General features: G+C 43.8%; 20 protein-coding genes and 1 riboswitch. Of the genes, 13 read left to right on the top strand and 7 right to left on the bottom strand.

Annotated elements, in window-relative coordinates:
- Nucleotides 1-109 precede the first annotated feature (109 nt).
- Genes aroK through N477_RS18140 form a run of 4 tightly spaced genes read left to right on the top strand, consistent with a single transcriptional unit; the run spans nt 110 to nt 4,067 of the window.
- On the top strand, nt 110-628 hold the full coding sequence (gene aroK, locus N477_RS18155; RefSeq protein WP_036975093.1) for a shikimate kinase AroK: 519 nt from the start codon (nt 110-112) through the stop codon (nt 626-628).
- A gap of 28 nt (nt 629-656) precedes the next feature.
- Nucleotides 657-1,727, top strand: coding sequence for a 3-dehydroquinate synthase (gene aroB, locus N477_RS18150; RefSeq protein WP_063362822.1), 1,071 nt, complete (start codon nt 657-659; stop codon nt 1,725-1,727).
- On the top strand, nt 1,727-3,175 hold the full coding sequence (locus N477_RS18145) for an SPOR domain-containing protein (protein WP_063362823.1): 1,449 nt from the start codon (nt 1,727-1,729) through the stop codon (nt 3,173-3,175). Before aroB ends, N477_RS18145 begins: the two co-directional genes overlap by 1 nt.
- Before the next feature lie 46 nt (nt 3,176-3,221).
- Nucleotides 3,222-4,067, top strand: coding sequence for a Dam family site-specific DNA-(adenine-N6)-methyltransferase (locus tag N477_RS18140; protein WP_063362824.1), 846 nt, complete (start codon nt 3,222-3,224; stop codon nt 4,065-4,067).
- Here N477_RS18140 and N477_RS18135 read toward each other — a convergent pair.
- Together N477_RS18135 and N477_RS18130 are read right to left on the bottom strand one after the other, a co-directional pair.
- Nucleotides 4,064-4,264, bottom strand: a complete 201-nt coding sequence (locus N477_RS18135; RefSeq protein ID WP_063362825.1) for a DUF2970 domain-containing protein — start codon at nt 4,262-4,264, stop codon at nt 4,064-4,066. The genes N477_RS18140 and N477_RS18135 overlap by 4 nt on opposite strands.
- 19 nt (nt 4,265-4,283) lie before the next feature.
- The gene (locus N477_RS18130; protein ID WP_063362826.1) at nt 4,284-4,577 is read right to left on the bottom strand and encodes a hypothetical protein; all 294 of its coding nucleotides are present in this window, start codon (nt 4,575-4,577) and stop codon (nt 4,284-4,286) included.
- Between the two features lie 172 nt (nt 4,578-4,749).
- Here N477_RS18130 and rpe point away from each other — a divergent pair, with 172 nt between their 5' ends.
- From rpe to trpS, 3 genes are read left to right on the top strand one after another with little or no spacing between them, the layout of a single operon-like run.
- Nucleotides 4,750-5,442 (top strand): ribulose-phosphate 3-epimerase, encoded by a 693-nt coding sequence (gene rpe / locus N477_RS18125; protein ID WP_063362827.1) that lies wholly within the window; start codon nt 4,750-4,752, stop codon nt 5,440-5,442.
- Entirely contained in the window at nt 5,442-6,110 is a 669-nt protein-coding gene (locus N477_RS18120) for an HAD family hydrolase (protein WP_063362828.1), read from the top strand. Before rpe ends, N477_RS18120 begins: the two co-directional genes overlap by 1 nt.
- 14 nt (nt 6,111-6,124) lie before the next feature.
- Nucleotides 6,125-7,129, top strand: a complete 1,005-nt coding sequence (gene trpS / locus N477_RS18115; RefSeq protein ID WP_063362829.1) for a tryptophan--tRNA ligase — start codon at nt 6,125-6,127, stop codon at nt 7,127-7,129.
- A 437-nt stretch (nt 7,130-7,566) separates the two neighbouring features.
- Here trpS and N477_RS18110 read toward each other — a convergent pair whose 3' ends face one another.
- Genes N477_RS18110 through dapA form a run of 4 tightly spaced genes read right to left on the bottom strand, consistent with a single transcriptional unit; the run spans nt 7,567 to nt 11,521 of the window.
- Nucleotides 7,567-8,679, bottom strand: coding sequence for a succinylglutamate desuccinylase/aspartoacylase family protein (locus N477_RS18110; RefSeq protein WP_063362830.1), 1,113 nt, complete (start codon nt 8,677-8,679; stop codon nt 7,567-7,569).
- A 2-nt stretch (nt 8,680-8,681) separates the two neighbouring features.
- Nucleotides 8,682-9,887, bottom strand: coding sequence for a PLP-dependent decarboxylase (locus N477_RS18105; RefSeq protein ID WP_063362831.1), 1,206 nt, complete (start codon nt 9,885-9,887; stop codon nt 8,682-8,684).
- Nucleotides 9,887-10,627, bottom strand: a complete 741-nt coding sequence (locus tag N477_RS18100; RefSeq protein WP_063362832.1) for a 2,3,4,5-tetrahydropyridine-2,6-dicarboxylate N-succinyltransferase — start codon at nt 10,625-10,627, stop codon at nt 9,887-9,889. Before N477_RS18100 ends, N477_RS18105 begins: the two co-directional genes overlap by 1 nt.
- Nucleotides 10,628-10,636: 9 nt before the next feature.
- On the bottom strand, nt 10,637-11,521 hold the full coding sequence (dapA, locus tag N477_RS18095; protein ID WP_063362833.1) for a 4-hydroxy-tetrahydrodipicolinate synthase: 885 nt from the start codon (nt 11,519-11,521) through the stop codon (nt 10,637-10,639).
- 123 nt (nt 11,522-11,644) lie between these two features.
- Nucleotides 11,645-11,821: riboswitch (Lysine riboswitch) on the bottom strand.
- 170 nt (nt 11,822-11,991) lie between these two features.
- Between dapA and N477_RS18090 the strand changes: the two genes are divergently transcribed.
- Entirely contained in the window at nt 11,992-13,746 is a 1,755-nt protein-coding gene (locus N477_RS18090; RefSeq protein ID WP_196760657.1) for a response regulator, read from the top strand.
- Between the two features lie 56 nt (nt 13,747-13,802).
- Here N477_RS18090 and N477_RS18085 read toward each other — a convergent pair whose 3' ends face one another.
- Nucleotides 13,803-14,681, bottom strand: a complete 879-nt coding sequence (locus N477_RS18085; protein WP_231098129.1) for a TraB/GumN family protein — start codon at nt 14,679-14,681, stop codon at nt 13,803-13,805.
- 514 nt (nt 14,682-15,195) lie between these two features.
- Between N477_RS18085 and ilvG the strand changes: the two genes are divergently transcribed.
- From ilvG to ilvA, 5 genes are all read left to right on the top strand, one after another.
- Entirely contained in the window at nt 15,196-16,845 is a 1,650-nt protein-coding gene (gene ilvG / locus N477_RS18080) for an acetolactate synthase 2 catalytic subunit (protein ID WP_063362835.1), read from the top strand.
- The gene (gene ilvM / locus N477_RS18075) at nt 16,842-17,084 is read left to right on the top strand and encodes an acetolactate synthase 2 small subunit (RefSeq protein WP_063356859.1); all 243 of its coding nucleotides are present in this window, start codon (nt 16,842-16,844) and stop codon (nt 17,082-17,084) included. Before ilvG ends, ilvM begins: the two co-directional genes overlap by 4 nt.
- A gap of 20 nt (nt 17,085-17,104) precedes the next feature.
- The gene (locus tag N477_RS18070) at nt 17,105-18,028 is read left to right on the top strand and encodes a branched-chain amino acid transaminase (protein WP_039607581.1); all 924 of its coding nucleotides are present in this window, start codon (nt 17,105-17,107) and stop codon (nt 18,026-18,028) included.
- 69 nt (nt 18,029-18,097) lie between these two features.
- Nucleotides 18,098-19,954 carry a dihydroxy-acid dehydratase gene (gene ilvD, locus N477_RS18065; protein ID WP_063362836.1) on the top strand — a complete coding sequence of 619 codons (1,857 nt, stop codon included), beginning with the start codon at nt 18,098-18,100 and terminating at the stop codon, nt 19,952-19,954.
- A gap of 2 nt (nt 19,955-19,956) precedes the next feature.
- Nucleotides 19,957-21,498: a threonine ammonia-lyase, biosynthetic gene (ilvA, locus tag N477_RS18060; RefSeq protein WP_063362837.1), complete on the top strand. Its 1,542-nt coding sequence runs from the start codon at nt 19,957-19,959 to the stop codon at nt 21,496-21,498.
- Nucleotides 21,499-21,508 lie beyond the last annotated feature (10 nt).

The raw sequence follows: 21,508 nt of genomic DNA, 5'->3' as shown, positions 1-21,508 counted from the left end.
ACTTGAAATGTTGAATAGATTACTGAGATAATCCCCTCCTTAATTTTGGGGCCAGGTCGTTAGGCGGGGTTTTATTTCAAATTTTAGAGTTCGTTTGTACTAAAAAGATATGGCTGAGAAACGTAATATATTTCTAGTAGGCCCCATGGGGGCTGGTAAAAGCACAATTGGTCGTCACATTGCTGACCAATTACACCTTGAGTTTTTTGATTCGGATCAGGAAATTGAGCGCCGTACTGGTGCTGATATTGCTTGGGTCTTTGATATCGAAGGAGAAGAAGGCTTTCGTAAGCGTGAAGAGACTGTAATTTCAGATTTGACTGAAAAGCAGGGCATCGTTCTGGCAACAGGCGGTGGCTCAGTGATCAGTAAGGAAGTGCGTAACAAACTGTCAGCTCGTGGGATTGTAGTATATTTAGAAACGCCCATTGAAAAACAAGTGGCTCGAACACAGCGAGATAAGCGCCGTCCTTTATTACAGACTGGTGAAGACTCAAGAAAAATTTTAGAAGATTTAGCTGAGCAACGAAACCACTTATACAGCGAAGTTGCTGATATCGTTGTACGCACTGATGAGCAAAGTGCGAAAGTAGTCGCAAATCAAATTATAGATAAGTTAGATTTTTAATTGCCAATATAAAAAGGAGGGTGTAGTGATGCTTGAATTGAATGTGGATTTAAACGAGCGGAGCTATCCCATCTATATTGGGCAAAACTTACTATCCGATAAAGGGCGGTTGATTGAGCATATTGGTCACAGTCGCCCAGTTATCATAAGCAATGAAACCATTGCACCTCTATATCTCGAAGTCATTGAATCTCAGCTTAGAGATTTATCCCCGCTGCATTTTATTATTCCTGATGGTGAACAGTACAAATCCCTTGAGTGGTTTGAGAAGATCTGTGCATTTTTACTTGAACATAACTGTGGGAGAGATACTTGCCTAATTGCCTTAGGTGGTGGAGTGATTGGCGATCTTACTGGCTTTGTTGCCTCAGCATACCAGCGTGGTGTGCCCTTCATTCAAATACCAACGACATTGCTATCCCAAGTCGATTCATCCGTTGGTGGTAAGACTGCGGTCAATCATCCTCTTGGCAAAAATATGATTGGTGCTTTTTATCAGCCTAAAGCGGTATTTATTGATACTAATTCACTTAAAACCTTACCAGCGAGAGAGTTCGCAGCAGGCATGGCTGAAGTAGTTAAATACGGTTTGATCTATGATGCGGATTTTTTAACGCTATTAGAAGATAATGCAGTTCAGTTAAAAGCACTTGATACACAAAGCTTAAATCAAATCATCTACCGATGTTGTGAAATTAAAGCTGAGATAGTTGCTAAAGATGAAAAAGAGGCAGGACTGCGTGCACTGCTGAATCTTGGGCATACATTTGGTCATGCGATAGAAGCGCAAATGGGTTATGGCAATTGGTTGCATGGAGAAGCAGTCGCTGCTGGCATTATGTTAGCGATGCAGCTTGGGCAGCAGCGTGGTGATATGTCTGAGTACGAGGTTACACGTATATGTGACTTGCTTGAACAGTATGATCTACCAACAGCCCCACCTGAAGAAATGACGTCTGAGCAGTTTATTCATCATATGCGCAAGGATAAGAAGAATAAAAAAGGCAAAATCAGATTTATCTTGCCAACCTCGATGGGCGAATGTGCATTAGTAGATGATGTATCTGATGATAATGTAGGTCATTTAATAGGGCGGTAATGCAGTCTCAAATATTACCAAGTCGCGCTGCCTTGGTAGATAGAATTGCAATGCAATTCGAGTATGGGCAGAGCTTAATTTGTTTGGTCGGTAATTCGGGCTTGGGGAAAAGCTATTTAGCAGAGAGCTTTATTACCGACAAATATAGTAACTTTTCAAAAGCGTTTCTCCAGCTTAGTGCACACTCAAAAGATGTAGATATTATTCGCCAACTTATGGAGCATACTTTCCGTGCACCATTAGTGGATCAAAAGCTTTCTTTAACTGAAAATTTTTTTGTACTCAACAGTGAGCAACCAGCAGAACCATGCTTATGGGTGCTCGATGGCGCCAGACATCTCAGTGATGAACTAATTGCTGAACTGCAAAATTTAGCGGCACGTGCGCCAAATACACTCTACATATTGGTGACGGCACAAGCACCTAATCTGCTACCTAATGCGTTAGATATTCATTTAGAGCCATTATCTCATGCTGAGTCTAAGCAGCTAATGAGAATGTTTTTCTCTGAGTTGCCTCCCGATGACGATCCTATTTTTGCAACTTTTATCAGTGAAGCGAGGGGAAACCCGAGTGTGTTACTTGATTGGCAACAAGCTGATCAACAATTAGATTTACGGGCTAATATGCCTTCAAAAGGCAAACAAAAGCACTTTTTTATTGGTGCATTTTCATTCATCATTACCCTTTGTCTAGTCGCCGCACTTTATAACAAACAATTGCTTGATATGCTGCATATCAAGCAAGGTGTGGCTGAACAGTCTCCAGAGTTACTCCTTGAGCCCACAGTATTAGAAGCCCAAGCAGTACTTGATGAGCGACTGAGTGCTGTGCAAACAGCTCAAGCAGAAGTAGCGAACAAAGATAGTCACAAAGATAATGAGAGTGATACTCAGGCAGTCACAGCGATATTGGGTGCGCTGCTTACTATACCGACTGACTCTGGTCCCATAGTTGAAGATAAAGTCACAGAAATTGAAGATTCAAAAGCTGAATTAATCGATACAAAAAGCCTGACTGATAACGGGGAGCAATTGTCATTAATACCGGAAGTTACACAAGAAGTTTATCAGCCTGATACAGAGGAAGTTACGTCGCTGGAAGTCGCTCAGTCTATACCTGAGATTCAGAATGAACAGATCTCTGGAGCAGCACATGATAATACATGGTTTTTATCTCGCCCCGATTCTGAGTGGACGATACAGCTGCTTGCGGTGACGGATAAAAAGGTGGCCAGAGAATTCATCAATCAGCATGGGTTAGCGAATTTCAAGGTTGCTGAAGTGCTCAGAAATGGTCGAACATGGTGGTTTGTGACTTTGGCGCCGTATGCGAGTTTAGAGGATGCGAAAGTAGCACGGGCTAAATTAACGACGGATTTATTAGCTGCTAAGCCTTTTTTTAAACAGATCTCTCAAATAAAGCAGCAAATCCAACAGTCACAGTAAAAAAAATAGTGTAAAATCCCGCTACTTTTGGGTAATTAGATCGATCATGCAAAAAAAGACCAGAGCCTTTCTTAAATGGGCAGGTGGAAAATATAGTTTAGTGGAAGAAATCACTAAACGATTGCGCAGTGCAAACAGTGAGGCTGATACTTTGGTAGAGCCTTTTGTTGGTGCTGGCTCTGTGTTTTTAAATAGCAATTTCAAGCGTTATATTTTGAATGATATTAACGCGGATCTGATTAATCTATACAAAGAAATACAACGTGCGCCTGATGAGTTTATCAGTGACGCCAGAAAGTTATTTGTTGAACAGAATAATTGTGCTGATGCATATTACGAATATCGAAAGCAGTTCAACGAATGTGTCGATGTTTATGAGCGTGCAATTCTTTTTTTATACATGAATCGACATGGCTATAATGGCTTATGCCGATATAACCTTAAAGGCATTTTTAACGTACCTTTTGGGAAGTATAAAAAGCCTTACTTTCCTGAAAATGAGTTATATCACTTTGCTGAAAAAGCTCAGAGTGCGACATTCACTTGCTTAGGTTATGAGCAAGTGTTCAAACGTCTACCTGAAAGTTCGGTGATATATTGCGATCCCCCTTATGTGCCATTGAGCAAGACAGCTTCCTTTACCAGCTACGCAAAAGGCGGCTTTAATTTAGACGATCAAGCTCAGTTGGCTAATCTTGCTGAACGCGCTGCTTTTAAAGGCGGCAAGCCTGTGTTGATTTCTAATCATGATACGGTATGGACGAGAAAAATCTACAGTGAAGCTAAGCTGGACGTGATACAGGTTAAAAGAACCATCAGTCCAAAGGGCAACGCACGTAATAAAGTGAATGAATTAATGGCCTTGTATAATAAGCCTCTGTCTCGCAATTAACCGCTAATTCTATCGGCGAGCACTATGCCGTTTACGAGTAAGATGAGTCCCACAACAAATAAAATGACAAAGAGAGTGCCAACTAGGACATAGGGCCAAAAAGGCGTGTGTGTGAAGTCGTATTGATATTTTTTACTGCTCTGAACACCGAACATAGCAGCGAGGACGCTTTGAAAGATGCTTAAGAAAGTCATCATAATGCGTCCTGCCAGCTTGTTAAATGTCAGAAATACTTGAACTATCTTGATTTTCATCAGAGCCAATTAACAGCTCTAATAAATCTAGATAGTGAAACTGAGCATTGCTACTTCCACCAGTTAACCAAGCATACCAACTTGTGTGAGCCTCGCGTTTACAATGTTGATTATTATAATTATAAGATACGTCGACGCATTCACATGAGTTAGCTTGTGCCAGTTCAACGTCGTCATTCCCAAACGAGAATACACCAATTGAAACTATGGTCGCGGATGCCAACAATACTGTCCGTGTTTTTAGCCATGTTACCATAACCATCCCCTCAGCGATTAGCTATCTATTAATAGTACACTATGGATATTTATTAAACAATCGATTTATCTCTTTTCTATGTTGGTTACTCGCAATTGGCCAGCTGCGCACGCGTGTATTTCTTGGATAAATTGGGGTAAAGTAGCGACGCAACTAATAATTAGGGGATCTCATGTCTTTATCAAAAAATGTACAATCAGAATTTTTAATCGCACCATCTATTCTATCCGCCGATTTTGCGCGTTTGGGCAGCGATGTAGAGAGAGTCATTGAGGCAGGCGCAGATGTTGTGCATTTCGACGTCATGGATAATCATTATGTTCCGAACCTAACTTTTGGTCCGATGATTTGTGAAGCGCTCAGAAATTACGGCATTACAGCCCCGATAGATGTGCATTTGATGATTAAGCCCGTAGATGCTCTTATCCCTAGTTTTGCTAAAGCGGGTGCGGATATCATCACGTTTCATCCCGAAGCAAGCGAGCACGTTGACCGCAGCCTTGCATTAATCAAAGAGCAAGGCTGTGAAGCTGGTTTAGTATTAAACCCTGCCACGCCATTACACTGCTTAGATTATGTCATGGACAAAGTAGACCAAATCTTATTAATGTCTGTTAATCCAGGCTTTGGGGGACAGAGCTTTATTCCCAATACGCTTGATAAGTTAAAACAAGTACGAGAGCGCATTGATGCATCAGGAAGAAAAATTCGTTTAGAAGTAGATGGTGGCGTTAAAGTTGACAACATTGCGGAAATTGCAGCGGCTGGCGCAGATATGTTCGTTGCAGGCTCAGCAATTTTCAATCAGCCAGATTATAAAACAGTCATTGATGCAATGCGTCAAGAATTGGCGAAGGTGCGCTAATGAAGTTACCAGGCATATTATTTGATTTAGATGGCACGTTAGTAGATAGCATTAAAGAGATGCATTTAGCATTGAATTTAGCGTTATCAGATGTGGCTTTTCCAGTCGTCTCGCCAGGGCAGGTGCAGCAATGGGTTGGTAATGGCATAGAGGTTTTAGTTCAGCGCGGTTTGAGTTGTCATTTTGAAATCAACCCTACCTTATCAGATGCGCTTATTGCGCAGGCAACAGAGCGCTTCAAAGTACATTATCAGGCGCTAGTTGGTGAACATGCTGAACTTTACCCTGGTGTTGAAATCGGCTTGTATGAATTGAGCGATCTGCCAAAAGCCATAGTGACGAATAAAAATAGAGTATTTACATTACATTTGTTGCAAAAACTTAACATTGCAAAGCATTTTGATGTTATTGTATGTGGAGATGATGGAAACAAAAAGCCAGCTCCTGACCTGTTGCAACTTGCCTGCGAGCAGTTAGGCATTTCAACGGCAGAGGCTGTGATGATAGGCGACTCTAAAAATGATATTTTAGCTGCGCAAAGCGCAGAGGTATCCGTGATTGCAGTAAACTATGGATATAATCAAGGCGAAGCTTTATCACAGTTTAATCCACAGTACCTCTGTGAGCAGTTCTCAGATATAATTCCTATTTTAACGAACCAAAATTGATATAAAGGAACAAGATGACAAAACCAGTAGTATTAAGTGGCATTCAGCCAACCGGTGGTATGACAATAGGCAATTATGTAGGTGCCATAAACCAGTGGCTTAAGCTACAAGAAGATCACGATTGTTTCTTTATGCTAGTAGATCTTCATGCCATCACGGTACGTCAAGATCCTGCACTGATGCGTGAGCGTGTGCTGGATGGTATCGCAATGTATACAGCGTGTGGTATTGACCCTGAAAAGTCAGCGCTGTTTGTTCAGTCGCAAGTACCTGAGCATGCACAGTTAAGTTGGGTACTTAACTGCTATGCGCAGATGGGTGAATTGAACCGCATGACACAGTTTAAAGATAAGTCTTCAAAGCATGCTAATAACGTTAACGTGGGCTTATTTTCATACCCAGTTTTGCAAGCGGCAGACATTCTAATTTATCAAGCTGATCAAGTGCCTGTCGGTGAAGATCAAAAGCAGCACCTTGAGCTTACTCGTGATATTGCGACTCGCTTTAACAATATCTATGGCGATGTATTTAAAGTACCTGAGCCGTATATTCCTGAATTAGGTGCACGTGTAATGAGTCTACAAGACCCATTAAAGAAAATGTCTAAGTCAGATGAAAATCCAAATGCATTTGTTCTTTTACTCGATGAACCGAAAAAAATTGAGAAGAAACTGAAAAAAGCAGTAACGGACTCTGACGAGCAGGCGCGCATTTATTTTGATCGCCAAGAAAAGCCGGGTGTATCAAACTTATTAACCTTGTTGTCTGTTGCAACAGGCCGTTCGGTCGATGCATTAGTGCCAGAGTACGAAGATAAAATGTATGGACACTTGAAAAAAGATACAGCTGCAGCGGTTGTTGAAATGCTAGAGCCTATTCAATCACGTTTTCGTGAGATCCGAGCTGATCAGACATTACTTGATAATATTATGCGCAGCGGCGCAGAAAGAGCAGGTGAGCGTGCTGAAAAAACGTTAAAAGCCGTTTATGATGCAGTAGGATTTATTCCACGCCCTTAAAACGAGTTATCATTCGAAATCGAAAGGCCAAAGTGTATATGACGTACTTTGGCTTTTTTAGTTTTAGGCGTTAATTAGCGTAGATACCTTGATTAGTTTTACATGCATCTCTTGTTGGACATGTTCTATTTCTAAAGGTTGTTGTTGCAGGAGTAGATCAAGAACCTGTGCCGCCCGCGATATGCGGTGTGTTTTCATTAGGGAGTAATCGTTTATCTTGTGATAGTGCCTTTAGGTGCTTTTTATTTAGTTTCATTATTATTTCCTTTATTTTAGCTGTATTAAAAGAACACTAGGCTGATTGAGTTTTAAGCTAAATTCAAAAGAGTATAAATAGTGAAGAGGGAAAGTGGAGTGTTATCAGGGAAAAAAGAGTGATGAGGCTTCATCACTCTTTAGCAAGTAAGTCTCAGACCTACCTACTCTCACGCAATTTTTTATAGCTCAAAATAATTCGTAAATAGGCTGTATAACTCTGTGCCTTGATTTACGCTTGCCGAGGCAAAGTGCAATATGGCAATGGCATCATGCTCAAACTTAATCGGGTTTAAGGCTACTCCTTGCACATATTTGTCCATGCGCAAAATGTTCACTAATGTTTCGCCTGCCTTAATGTGTCCGCCCAGCGGTGCAACATACTCAACCATGCCGCCCATTGGCGCATAAAAGGTTTTATAGTCTTTTAAATAACAGGCATATCGTTTTATTGAGCTTGGCTGGTAGCGGCCTTCAAGAATCACCTCTTTGTGGCTCAGGTAGCTGAGGATGCTGTCAGCATCCAGCTGTGCTTCTGATAAGTCGATATGCTCTTGAGAGCCGAGCTCTACTGTAAACGCTTCATTGAGCACATCGAATTGCTTACCGTGTTTTTTGAGAGTTTCACTTAATGTCCACCATGGGCAGAAACAGGCTTCGTCCATTGCGCCGCCAAACTCATTGGGGATTAGTAATGTATGTGGAATATTGAAATAGCCCGCACTGGTTTGTGCGTATTCTGGGCAATATAAGTGCTTTGAAGATATGGGCCCAGTATGTAAATCCAATACGAAGTCGGCTTCGTGTGCGAGGCGTTGTAAATTAACGGCGATTCGCTTGCCTGTTTTCATAGTATGTAAAGGTTGATTGAGTAACTCATCAGTTTTTTCAATCAACAGTTTTTTAAATTCACTGCGGATCTCTTGCTCAGATGATGCAGTATGATGTATCGCAAACTCTTCTACCAGGTGTGTATGGTCATGGTACATGCGGTTCCAGTTTTCACCTGTGATTGGGTCAAAGCGACCTAAGGTAAATTCTCCTGATTTTTGATTGCAGCCAATTGGGTTTGCGTAGGGAACCAAGGTAATAGAGCCAGACAGCCGAACTGTTTTGAGCTTTTCTAAAAGTGCATAGATCACGGCATTGCCTTGCACTTCTGCGCCATGCATATTGGCTTGTATATAAACATGAGGACCCGAATTTCTATCGCCAACTGTAAACACAGGGATAGACATGGTTTGACCATTTGCAAGCTCGGCAACTTGAATGGATGTTTGCTTGATCTGATTCATGGTTACCTCAAGTAATTTTCAGGCGTTAATGGCGGTCTAACACACCGAGCTCGACCGGATTGATAAACGTATTCACTGGGCAGCGTGTGGCACAGAAAATAAGGCATACTTTCAGTGAAGCCGTAGGCACCAGATTGGCTAAATACAATCCAGTCATGCTCATTAATATCTTCTGGCAATACATGTTCACCGAGGTGATCTAGCGCCGTACAAAGAGGACCATGTAAAGTAAAGGGCACTGAGTCGTGCTCACTGTCACGCAACAGCTTGGCTGGAAACGCCTGTGTAGTAACCGCTGGACGTAAAATATGATTGATCCCCCCAGCCAAAATCAATTGATTACTGCCGTAGTTCTGTTTTTGCTCGACGACTGGATTGACATAGTAGCCACACTCGCCGACTGCGTAGCGGCCAAGTTCCATCCATAGTTCATCAATGTCGGTTTGTGCTTTAATGCGTTCTAAGCTGGTTAAAACGGTTTGCCAATTAATGTCAGACTGACCTTCACTATACGGGATACCTAGGCCGCCACCGAGATCGAGCACACGCAAATGAATGTTGAGTTGCTGCGCAAGTGTCAGCAATGGGTCAACCATTTGCTGCCAAAGCGAGGATAATTTATCAGCGTCAAGCATATTTCCCCATTGGAAAATGTGTAATCCAACAACATCTAAATTAGGAAAGTCGGTCACGACAAGTGAAGACCACTCTTGCGTGCCTAGACCGAAGGGCGTCAAGCTATCTCCACCTAATGGGTTCTTTTCGTTATCAGGCCAGCGCAGTTGAACGCGCAGTAAAATACGCAATCTTGTATTGTGTCGCTTGGCTGCTTCTTGCAACCAAGCCACTTGATTGAGGCTTTCCGCGACAAAGGTGTCTACGCCTTGTGTTAAGAAGGCCTCAATTTGACGTTTGGACTTGGCAGGTCCAGTGTTGAGTACGCGTTTTGGGTTGATACCTTGTGCGAGCACTTGTTGTAATTCTCCGCTGCTTGCAACGTCAAAGTTAAACCCTGCTTGATCGAGTGTTTGGATAACACTTGATAACGGGTTTGCTTTAACTGCATACCATAGTTTCACTACGGATTGATCGGTTAATTGCTGCAAGTGCGCGCGCAATGCATCTAGGTCGTAAAGATAAAATGGCTCATGTTGGCTCTGTGTCAAAGCGGTAATAGCATTTTTTACTTGCGTACTCAAAGCTGGCATTAGCGAAGCACCTCTTCTAGCTCAAGTGCTGCGTCACTTTGGTCATCGCGATATTTTACAATCAATGCACACGATAAACTGAGACCTTGCTGCTGAGCCCATTCGCCTTTTGCAGGGCGAGAGCCCGGGATGACGATGGCGTTTTCAGGAATGGCTTCGTCTTTTTCTAGTGTACGTTCGTTCACACAGTCATACACAGGGATGCTGGCAGAGAGACGAACACCTGGTGCTAGGACAGCCCCTTTTTTGACGACTACGCCCTCGACAAGTACACAGCCTGCGCCAATGAACGCATTGTCTTCGACAACAACAGGGTTGGCACCAACTGGCTCCAATACACCGCCTACTTGCACTGCTGCGCTAAGGTGAACATTTTTACCAATTTGTGCACATGAACCAACCAGAGCATGACTGTCCACCATAGTACCTTCATCGATGTATGCGCCAATGTTGACATAGGCTGGCGGCATGATGATGGTACCCGCTGCGACGTATGCACCGCGGCGAACACTGCTTCCACCTGGTACCATACGTACGCCTGCTTCAGCAGCAAAGCCTTGTGGCGCTAGGTTATCTTTATCTACAAAACCACCTGGGTATTCGATATTTGTGCCATTTCTAAACGCTTCTAAGATCCCTTCTTTGACTTCGACATTTGCATGCCAATTGCCTTGCTCATCCTGTGTTGCTGCGCGAACAGTGCCGTTTTCTAGATTGTTTAATAGGGTTAACCAGCTCATGATACTTCCTTAACTCCAAGATAAAATTGTTGAATTTGCAGTTTTAATAAATGTGGTGTCACTGAGTTCTAAGTGTGTCAGTGGTGGGCGCAGGCGCGGTGTTTCTAGCTGGCCCTGTAAGTGCATTAACACTTTGACAGGGATTGGATTAGCAACACTAAATAAGCTATTTACAGCATCTGTCCAGGTGGTAAATAAATTTGGAAAGGTACCCGCTAAAGAGCGCTTTACAAACTCCGCAGTTTGCTGTGGCCACGCGTTGGCAGCAACTGATACAAGACCCGCAGCTCCAGCTTGCGCAAAATAGGGCATCAAACCGTCATCACCGCTATAAATTGCAAGCTCAGGCGAGGCCTTTCGGAATGATTCAAATGTGGCAATGTCGCCACTCGCTTCTTTAAGCGCCCATAGGTTTGGATGTGAAGATAAATTCTCAATGACATTTGGGCTAATTGAAACCGCGCTTCGACTCGGTACGTTGTATAACATGCAAGGGTGGTTACTCGCATCTAGCAATGTTTTAAACCAGTGAGTCAGGCCGACGTTGCCGGGCTTTGCGTATAAGGGTGAGCCAACTAAAAATGCATCGACTGGTTGCGTATTACAAAACTCAACCCACTCTAATTGAAGTGCGAGATCATACCCGCCGATAGCTACCATTAAAGGTACGTTGGGTGAAAGATCGCAGACAAAGCGAACGATATCGCGTTGCTCCTGCACAGAGAGTGCAAGACCTTCTCCGGTACTGCCAAGTAACAGGATGCCGTTGCCAGCATCTTGCTGGGCATGTACCAACTGCGTCAATGTTGCAAAATCAACGTGATTGTTCTCGTCGAACGGCGTAACAAGGGCAGTCCATAACGGGTAGTCAGATAAGTTGTATTTAGATTTCATCTCTACCGAACTTAAATGCTGCTCGGAGAGGTAGGACATAAGATATGAAGTCCAGCTTCCGAACAATTAAAATTCGAAGAGCAATGGACTTAAAATAGAATAAGGCTCGGCCTTAATCTTTCTAAGACCAGAAGCTCTCCACCAAATATGTTGGTGACAGTCGCTGGGATTCAGCCCATGCGCCCGAAAAAATCATTCAGCAAAAATGATATTTTCTCGGCGTTAATTCCCCTCACTAGATGTCGATGGAGTTTGCTCTCCTCAATCTAGCTACCTGAATAACGCACCTCTTCCAGCCCTCAAAACAGCTTATAAAGCTATTTTGCGATATTAGGGTCAGCGCAAATTGAAACATTTTGGCTATCTAGGTGTCAAGCATCAATCTGTAAAAGATGAAAATTAAGCTACACTTGGATATAAAAGCTGCGTGCTTCACCATTGTTTTTTGCATCCAACAAGGAGGCAATCGGTTGCTTAAAGTACTGAAAACCTTTCGTTTTAGATACATACTTGCCATTTCTATCATGATGATAGTGATCACAACGGCTATGGCTACGATGCAAGTGCTGTTATCTCAGCAAGCGGCCAGTGCTCGGGTAATTAATACTGCTGGTATGCAGAGAATGTTATCGCAAAAGGCTGCATTGTTATTAGGTGCTGAATACATCAGAGAGCACCCAGGCACATTTGATGAGCAGCAAATGCTGCGTGATACTTTGAGTACGATGGCCGAGAATCAAGCTTTTTTACTGCAGCAGTCTGAGCAAAGGTATGTCCATTTATCAGCTGATTTACAGACGTTTTATTTTCAGCAGCCCGTTGCTTTAGCAAGGCGCGTAGATCAGTTTATTGTATTGGTCGAATCAGCACATAAACAAGCTTTATTGGGCCAGTTAAAAGTAGAGCGTCTGATCCAAGTCCAAACCCGTGCAAGTGAGCTCTTGGTGTATTTAGATCAAGCGGTGACTCTACATGAACTGGTTGCGACAGATAAGGTTAAAAAGTTACAAAATGTTGAGCTCTTTATTTGGGTTTTTGGTTTATTAATCTTGATATTAGAAGCGCGTTGGATTTTTTACCCCATGGAACAAAGCATTCAAAATAAGATTGCGCATTTACAGAAGTTACGCTTGGAAGCAAACCGTTTAAAGCGTAGTAAAAGTGAGTTTTTGGCCAGGGCGAGTCATGAAATGCGCACGCCATTGCAAGCGATTATGGGCTATTTAACTTTGTTTAAAGAATCGGCGAAAGCTGCGCATTTAGAAGTTGTAGAGCATGCCGCTAAGCAGCTTAATATTTTGTTATCGTCTATAGATGATTATAACGTGCTTTCGGAGCACAAAGACATCAAGCTAGAGAGCAAAGTTGCCTGTCTGTGTGAGACCATTTCTCATTCTGTGGCGATTTATAAGCCATTGTTACAACAGAAGTCCGTCTTGTTTAACATCGATTTAGGGGAAGGGCTCTCTAACGCTGTGGCGTGCGATCATAATCGCACTGCTTGGTTGGTTGGGCAAATTTTAGATAATGCCGTGAAATATACGGAATATGGCGAAGTGAGTTTAGAGGCAGACTGTATCGTGACAAAAAGTGGCGAAGGCATTTTTAGATGCATTATCTCTGATACAGGCCCAGGTATTGCGCAGTCACAAGCTAAAATTGATGAAGAGGAAAACTTTCAAGGCATGCAGTTAGGTCTAACGCGTGCGCAATTGATTGTCACTATGCTTGGCGGAAAAATTGACTTTTCTGATAATGTGCCACATGGCACGCAAGTGCTGTTAGAGCTGCCTGTTGATATTGTCAAACAGTCACCGCCTAGCTCAATTATAAAAAGGCGCGAAGTGCCTGTATTGCTGGTGGAGGATAATTTACTCAATGCCCGCGTCGTGGTGACTTTGCTTGAAAAGTTGGGATTATCAGTTGTGCACGTCGTCAATGGGCAAGAGGCGTTGTCTGAGCTGAAAAAGCAAGATTTTAGTCTAGTCCTAATGGATTTGAATATGCCGATCATGGATGGTTTTACGGCGATAAAAATGATCAGGCACAACCTCGGGCTTGAAGTGCCGATATTAGTGCTTACGGCAAATACCTCAGAGCAAGCGGTTAGCCGAGTCTATGAGCTCGGCGCGAATACACATTTGTTTAAACCTGTGGATTTGCAAGCATTGCAAGAAAAAGTTGAAATTTTGATTATACCTTCAGTGGCCAGCAGTATACTTTAAAGCTGCTTTTTAAAACATAGTGATGGGCGCAAGGTAGATGCACCCATTCTCTTGAACTAAATTCGCTTAACAGTAAAGCCCTGCGTTTTTAGAAGTGCGATGAGCCCGTCTTTTTTTGGTAAATGCAGTGCACCCACAGCAATAAAATGTGAAGTCTTCTTCATATCGGGCACTAGTGTGCGCACCCAAGTGTGATTTCGGTCGATCACTAAGATTTGCTCGGCAAGGCGTGCATATTTTGAGTCATCAAAGCTTAAATCATAGTAGCTGGCTAATTTGTTATCGTTACCTGTTTTCCATGCGTTAATCATTTCTTTAATAAAGCCATCGGAATCCTGCATTTGCGATAGAGTTTGCATGACCATTTCATCACTGAAGATGGCGACATGGCTGAACATTTCTAGCTGTTGTTCAAATACTTCCAATTCTTTAATCTGTTTATTATGTTGATTGGCATAGGCAATAACCTGCTTATCAATACCATATGTGTCACTAAATCCAGACTTTTGATATTCAAGTTGAACCATAGTCAAGATAACAGTCCATGCCGGCATGCTATCAAATAGCGCGATATTGATATCGCGTTTGGAGAAATAAGTTTTTAGCTGCTGATAGACCTCTTTAGAAAGCGCTTGTGGCAAGGGGCGGCTATTTGAGTTGGCGATAAATGCAGCTGTTCTATTTTGGATTTCAAACGGTGAGAGTGCATTGATATTAAGCTCAACCACAGTTCGTTCAGATTGCTTTATCGCGCTTTTAACCTTATTAGGTAGACCCTTCATACTTGGATCCCCGACATGTACCGTGCCGAATAGGTAAGATGTTACGCCATTTTTTTCGACACTCCAAAGCGCAGGGGAGGCGTAGCTCACAGTACTAAAAAGCACTAATAAGCAAAATGAAATGAGTAATTTGAAAGGCAAAATGTGTTTCACGGCAACGATCCTGTTTAATCTTGGAGTTAACATCATAATCAATTGCTGATGTAAATCACAAAAATTTAATACAAAAACATGATGTGCATAATTGTCTTCGATATTTTTGAAACGATTTGCCATATCAAAAATTATTTTAATTGAGTTGAATATTTAATCCTAAAATTGGTTTTTTTGAGGTTTTATTTTTCTTTATTGTAGTTTTGTGACATTTATTTAGCATAGTTTTTATAGTTGACTTGTCGGCTATCGCGGGTTACTAATAGAATAAAGCACAGGCAGTAAGAATAATTCTGCCGAAAAATGGCATCAAGCACAGTTTAATTTTGGATTAAGATTTATGTTACTAACAGCAACGCTACTAGTCGTGATTATCAACGTGGTGATTATTATTACCGCGGGGGCTTCGTAGTGCTGTAAGATAAGAATCAGCTAAGAGCCCCCCGCACTGAAAAGTTCGGGGGGCTTTTTCGTTTTAGGGCAAAAAACAGAGCAAAGGGCAATGAGCAAAACAATGACAGGCGCACAAATGGTGATTGATATCCTTGTTAAACAGGGTATTTCAGACGTATTCGGTTACCCCGGTGGGGCAATTATGCCGATTTACGACGCGCTTTATGGTGCACCACTGAAGCATTATTTAACGCGCCATGAGCAGGGGGCTGGATTTGCTGCGGTCGGTTATGCACGCAGTACAGGTAAGTTAGGGGTGTGTTTTGCGACGTCAGGGCCAGGGGCTACAAATCTGGTGACCGCACTGGCAGATGCCATGATGGACTCAGTGCCTCTGTTAGCTATCACAGGCCAAGTACCCACAGCGGCGATTGGATCAGACGCGTTTCAAGAAGTGGATGTATTAGGCATGTCGTTGTCTTGTACCAAGCATAGCTTTATGGTCGAGCGCCCGGAAGATCTTGCTGAAGTGCTTCAGCAAGCGATGCACTTGGCTGTCTCTGGACGCCCAGGCCCCGTATTGGTTGATATTCCAAAAGATATACAACAAGCCTTGGTGCCATTTTCGCCATGGACTGCGCAAGTACAGACACAAGATGAGGCTGATTTGCATGAATTGGGCTTAGCCAATGAATTGTTGCAACAAGCACAAAAACCTGTGGCTTATGTTGGCGGTGGTGTTCATAGCGCCGATGCTCAGCCCGCATTGATGGCATTTTTGGCACAGACCAATATGCCTGCAGTATCGACTTTAAAAGCCCTTGGCAGTGTATTACCTGAGTATGAATATGACTTAGGCATGCTGGGTATGCACGGCACTAAAGCGGCAAACTTAGCCGTACAAGAGTGTGATTTACTGGTGTGTATTGGCGCGCGTTTTGACGACCGAGTAACTGGTAACTTGGCTAAATTTGCTTCGAAAGCAAAAGTGATACACCTCGACATTGATGCGGCAGAAATCGGAAAACGTAAGCCTGCGGCGGCGTCATTGGTGGCGGATTTGAATACCTCTTTACCTTTGCTCAAAGGCGTTTTGGCCCCAGCAGCATGGCGAGCGCATATCAGCCGCATGAAACAAGAACATGCGTGGCGATATGATTACCCAGGTGAGAAAGTGTTTGCACCGTATTTACTGAATAAGCTCAGTCAGGATATCCCACACGATACTGTGGTTTGCTGTGATGTCGGTCAGCATCAAATGTGGGTCGCGCAGCATATGAAGTTTGCCCATCCGAGTAATCACCTTAGCAGTGGTGGCGCTGGCACCATGGGATTTGGATTGCCAGCGGCCATTGGCGCAAAAATAGCACGTCCAGATAACATGGTGATCACCGTATCTGGCGATGGTTCAATCATGATGAATATTCAGGAGCTGGCCACCATCAGAAGAAATAACCTTGCGGTTAAAATTGTGATTTTAGATAACCAAAGACTAGGTATGGTGAGGCAGTGGCAAGAGCTATTTTTCTCAGCGCGATATAGTGAAACCAATTTATCTGACAACCCTGATTTTGTACAACTTGCTGCTGTATTTGGCATTCCAGGGCAAACCATAACACATGCTTCAGAAGTCGATGGGGCAATTGAACAACTTGTAAATAGTGAAGGGCCTTACATCTTACACGCGTGTATTGATGATAAAGAAAATGTATGGCCACTGGTTCCGCCGGGTGCGGCAAACGATGAAATGTTAACGGAGAATACACAATGAAACATCAATTAACTGTAGCTGTAAAAAATCAAAGCGTGGCTGTTGAGCGTTTCTTACGTGTGGCACGTCACCGTGGGTTTCGTTTGATGCAGCTTCAATTAGAGGGCCAGGACGAACTGTTTCACGTCAAAATGACGGTAGATAGTGACAAGCCTATCTATCTATTAACGTCACAATTAAATAAGCTAGTGGATGTGCAATCAGTTGATTTGCATACATTACAGCAGCAGGCAATATAACAAAATTAAGGTTTATAAGAATGACACAAACATCTGAATTAATTTGGCACAACGGCGAGATGATCCCTTACCAAGAAGCGACTACGCATGTATTGAGCCACGCTCTGCACTATGGCAGTTCGGTTTTTGAAGGGATCCGCGCATATGAAACGCCTAATGGTCCGGCTATTTTTCGCTTAGATGATCATATCCAACGTTTATTTGATTCAGCAAAAATTTATCGCATGGAGATCCCTTTTACAAAAGAAGAGATCAAAACAGCATGCAAGCAGGCAGTAAAAGAAAACGGTTTTAGTAACGCGTATTTAAGACCGTTTGCGTTCTTAGGGCATGTTGGTTTGGGGCTTAACCCAAAATCGCATCGTGCGGATGTCACAGTAGCGGCAATGGAGTGGGGCGCTTACCTAGGTGAAGATAGTTTGGCACAAGGTGTTGATGTTTGTGTCTCTTCATGGAGTCGACTTGCCCCAAATACGATGCCGACAGCAGCAAAAGCCGGCGGTAACTATCTATCATCTCAGCTGATTTCAGGTGAAGCAAAGCGCAACGGTTATGTAGAAGGTATTGCGCTAGACGTGAATGGCTATCTGAGTGAAGGCGCGGGTGAGAACTTATTTGTGGTTAAAAAAGGTGTGCTTTATACACCGCCCACAACCGCTTGTATTTTGCCAGGTCTAACGCGCGACACGATTATTCATCTAGCCAAAGAGCGCGGTTATGAAGTGCGTGAAGAGCCGATTGCCCGTGAAGCACTGTATCTTGCTGATGAATTTTTCATGGTAGGGACTGCGGCAGAGGTGGTACCTGTGCGCAGTGTTGACCAAATTCAAGTGGGTGAAGGTCAACGCGGTCCAATCACAGCAGAATTACAACAAGCCTATTTTGATTTAGTGAAAGGGCAATCAAGCGATCCTCAGGGCTGGTTAGATTACGTAAACAGCTAGTACTGAGAGTATATATTTTTGGGAATGAGGGTTTACCGAGCATCGGTATTTAAATAAAAAGGGGTCAACATGGCTAAGTTACGCAGTAAAACAACGACTGAAGGACGCAAACGAGCAGGCGCAAGAGCGCTTTGGCGTGCGACAGGAATGACGGATGAAGATTTTCACAAACCGATGATCGCGGTCGTCAATTCGTATACACAATTTGTACCTGGCCATGTTCACCTCAACCAGCTAAGCGATTTGATGGCGGATGCCATTCGTGAAGCCGGTGGCGTACCTCGTGAATTTAATACCATCGCGATTGATGATGGTATCGCCATGGGTCATGGTGGGATGCTGTACTCTCTACCATCAAGAGATCTCATCGCGGACTCAGTAGAATATATGGTCAATGCGCACTGTGCAGATGCCATGGTGTGTATTTCGAATTGTGACAAGATCACACCAGGGATGCTATTAGCGGCTTTAAGGTTAAATATTCCCGTTATCTTTGTATCGGGTGGGCCAATGGAAGCGGGTAAAACCCGTCTTGCAGACATTGACTTAAAGTTGGACTTAGTGGATGCCATGGTAAAAGGCGCAGATCCGACGGTCAGTGATGAAGACTCTGAGCAGGTCGAGCGTTCAGCTTGCCCAACATGTGGCTCGTGTTCGGGCATGTTTACTGCCAATTCGATGAACTGTCTGCTTGAATCTCTAGGTCTGGCATTACCAGGCAATGGCACGACACTCGCAACGCATAAAGACAGAGGGCAATTATATAACGGGGCAGCAAAGCGGATTGTTGCGCTGTGTGATGAATATTACCGTCAAGATAATGAGGCGGTTTTACCGCGTAATATCGCCAATCAAGCGGCGTTTAATAACGCGATGACACTCGATATCGCGATGGGCGGCTCATCAAATACGGTATTACATATTTTGGCTGCTGCGCAAGAGGCGGGAGTTGATTTTGATATGGCGGACATTGACCAGTTATCAAGAAATACGCCTTTCTTATGTAAAGTCGCACCAGCTACGCAGCAGTATCACATTGAAGATGTGCACCGTGCTGGTGGCATCATGGCGATATTAAATGAGTTGGCAAAAGCAGGTAAGTTAGACTTAGGTGTGGGCCATGTGGCGGGTGGCACATTGGGTGATGTATTGGCACGTTGGGATGCCAATGATAGCAGCAATGAAAGAGCACAAAAATTTTACCGTGCAGGCCCTGCGGGGATCCGTACAACGCAAGCAATGAGCCAAGAATACCGTTGGGATACATTAGATTTGGACCGAGAAGGCGGGTGTATTCGCAGTGCTGAGCATGCATTTCGTCAAGACGGTGGCCTTGCGGTCTTAACCGGCAACCTTGCACCTGATGGCTGTATCGTTAAAAGCGCTGGGGTGGTGGATGAAATGTTAGAGTTCACAGGCCCAGCGGTGGTATATGAATCACAAGATGATGCGGTTGAGGGGATCTTAGGTGGTCAGGTGAAAAAAGGCGATGTCGTGGTGATCCGCTATGAGGGGCCAAAAGGCGGTCCTGGCATGCAAGAAATGCTTTATCCAACCAGTTACTTAAAATCTATGGGCCTTGATAAAGACTGTGCGTTACTTACCGACGGCCGCTTTTCTGGAGGCACTTCAGGTTTATCAATTGGTCATGTTTCTCCGGAAGCTGCAAGCGAAGGCACATTGGCATTGATTGAAAATGGCGATTTGATAGCGATTAACATACATACACGCGGCATTGATGTGTTACTTGATGACACTGAGCTTGCTCTGCGTCGAGAGAAGCAAGTTGCGCGCGGTAAAGAGGCGTATAAGCCTGTTGATCGCGAACGAGTCGTGACACCTGCATTAAAAGCATACGCATTGCTGGCAACCAGTGCAGACAAAGGGGCTGTGCGTGATTTAGAGAAATTAGAGGAGCTCAGTTAGCGATGGTGGCACAAGAGCTAGATTACTTTCGGGCTATTATCCAAGCGAATATGGCCCCTCTGGTGAAGCAAACGGATGTGAGTCACTTAAAAGGGTTATCAGAACGGCTCAAGCACCAAGTTTGGCTTAAGCGGGAAGATCAACAACCTGTTTATTCTTTCAAACTCAGAGGCGCATTCAATAAGTTGCGCCAACTGCCTGCGCATTCTCATGTGATCACGGCGTCAGCAGGTAATCATGCGCAAGGGGTAGCATTGAGTGCTGCCCACCTAGGTCATCAGGCAACCATTGTTATGCCTGTGACGACCCCAGAAATAAAAGTGAATGCAGTGCGTAATTTAGGCGGGCATGTTGTATTACATGGTCATCACTTTGATGCAGCGAATACGTACGCGCAATCTTTATGTCAGCGAGAAGGGGGGGTGTTTGTACCGCCATTTGATGATAAAGATGTGATTGTTGGTCAGGGAACGGTTGCGCGTGAAATGATGCAGCAATTAGACAAGTTAGATGTGGTGTTTATCCCAGTTGGCGGCGGCGGGCTGCTAGCCGGCATGGCGGTATATATTAAATCTTTGCGTCCAGATATACGTGTGATTGGTGTCGAAGCGACGGAAAGCGCATGTTTGCATGCCGCAATGCAGCAGGGTCAACCGGTAGAGTTGGATCAAGTAGGCTGTTTTGCTGACGGGATCGCGGTGAAACGGATCGGTGAAGAAACATTTCGACTTGCGCAGACCTATTGCGATGAAGTGATATTGGTCTCAACCGACGAAATCTGCGCAGCAGTACAAGATATCTTTGTTGAAACACGGGCAATCGCGGAACCATCAGGTGCAGTTGCATTGGCTGGACTAAAAAAGTGGAGCATGGCCCATAGCGATTCTGAGCTTTCTTTAGCGGCTGTACTTTCTGGGGCAAATCTCAATTTTGATCGGCTACGATATATTGCTGAGCGCACAGCGCTGGGGGCAAAAAGTGAAGCGTTATTTGGTGTGACCATTGACGAGCAAAAAGGCAGTTTCAAGCAGTTCTGCCAGACTTTGGGTGGGCGTGCGATCACGGAGTTTAACTACCGTTTTGCTGGTGGCACAAAGGCACAAATATTTGTTGGGGTTGGGCTACGAGACGCGGAGCAAGAGTTACAAGAATTGACCTCAAGTCTCTTTGAAAATGGGTATGAATTTACCGATTTGTCAGATAACGAGCTGGCCAAATTGCATATTCGTTATATGGTCGGAGGCAAGCCGCCTGTTGAGATCCAAGAGCGGTTATTACGATTTGAGTTTCCTGAATACCCCGGTGCACTGCTCAGGTTTTTAGAGACTTTAGGTTGTGAATGGAATATCACCTTGTTCCATTATCGCAATCATGGCGCTGCGAAAGGTCATGTATTGGCAGGGTTTGAAATGGCACCGCAAGAGTATGCTAAATTTGAGGAGCATCTTGGGCGTCTGGGATACGATTACCGAGATGAAACAAGTAACCCATGTTTTTCTCAATACCTTAAATCTGAACAAGATTTTGCACGTAAAGTGGGATGAATTAATCACA

The sequence above is a fragment of the Pseudoalteromonas luteoviolacea H33-S genome (assembly GCF_001625695.1).
GTDB classification, from domain to species: domain Bacteria; phylum Pseudomonadota; class Gammaproteobacteria; order Enterobacterales; family Alteromonadaceae; genus Pseudoalteromonas; species Pseudoalteromonas luteoviolacea_B.
The sequence above is the reverse complement of the archived record's forward strand: the minus strand, read 5'-3'. Positions and strand labels throughout refer to the sequence as shown.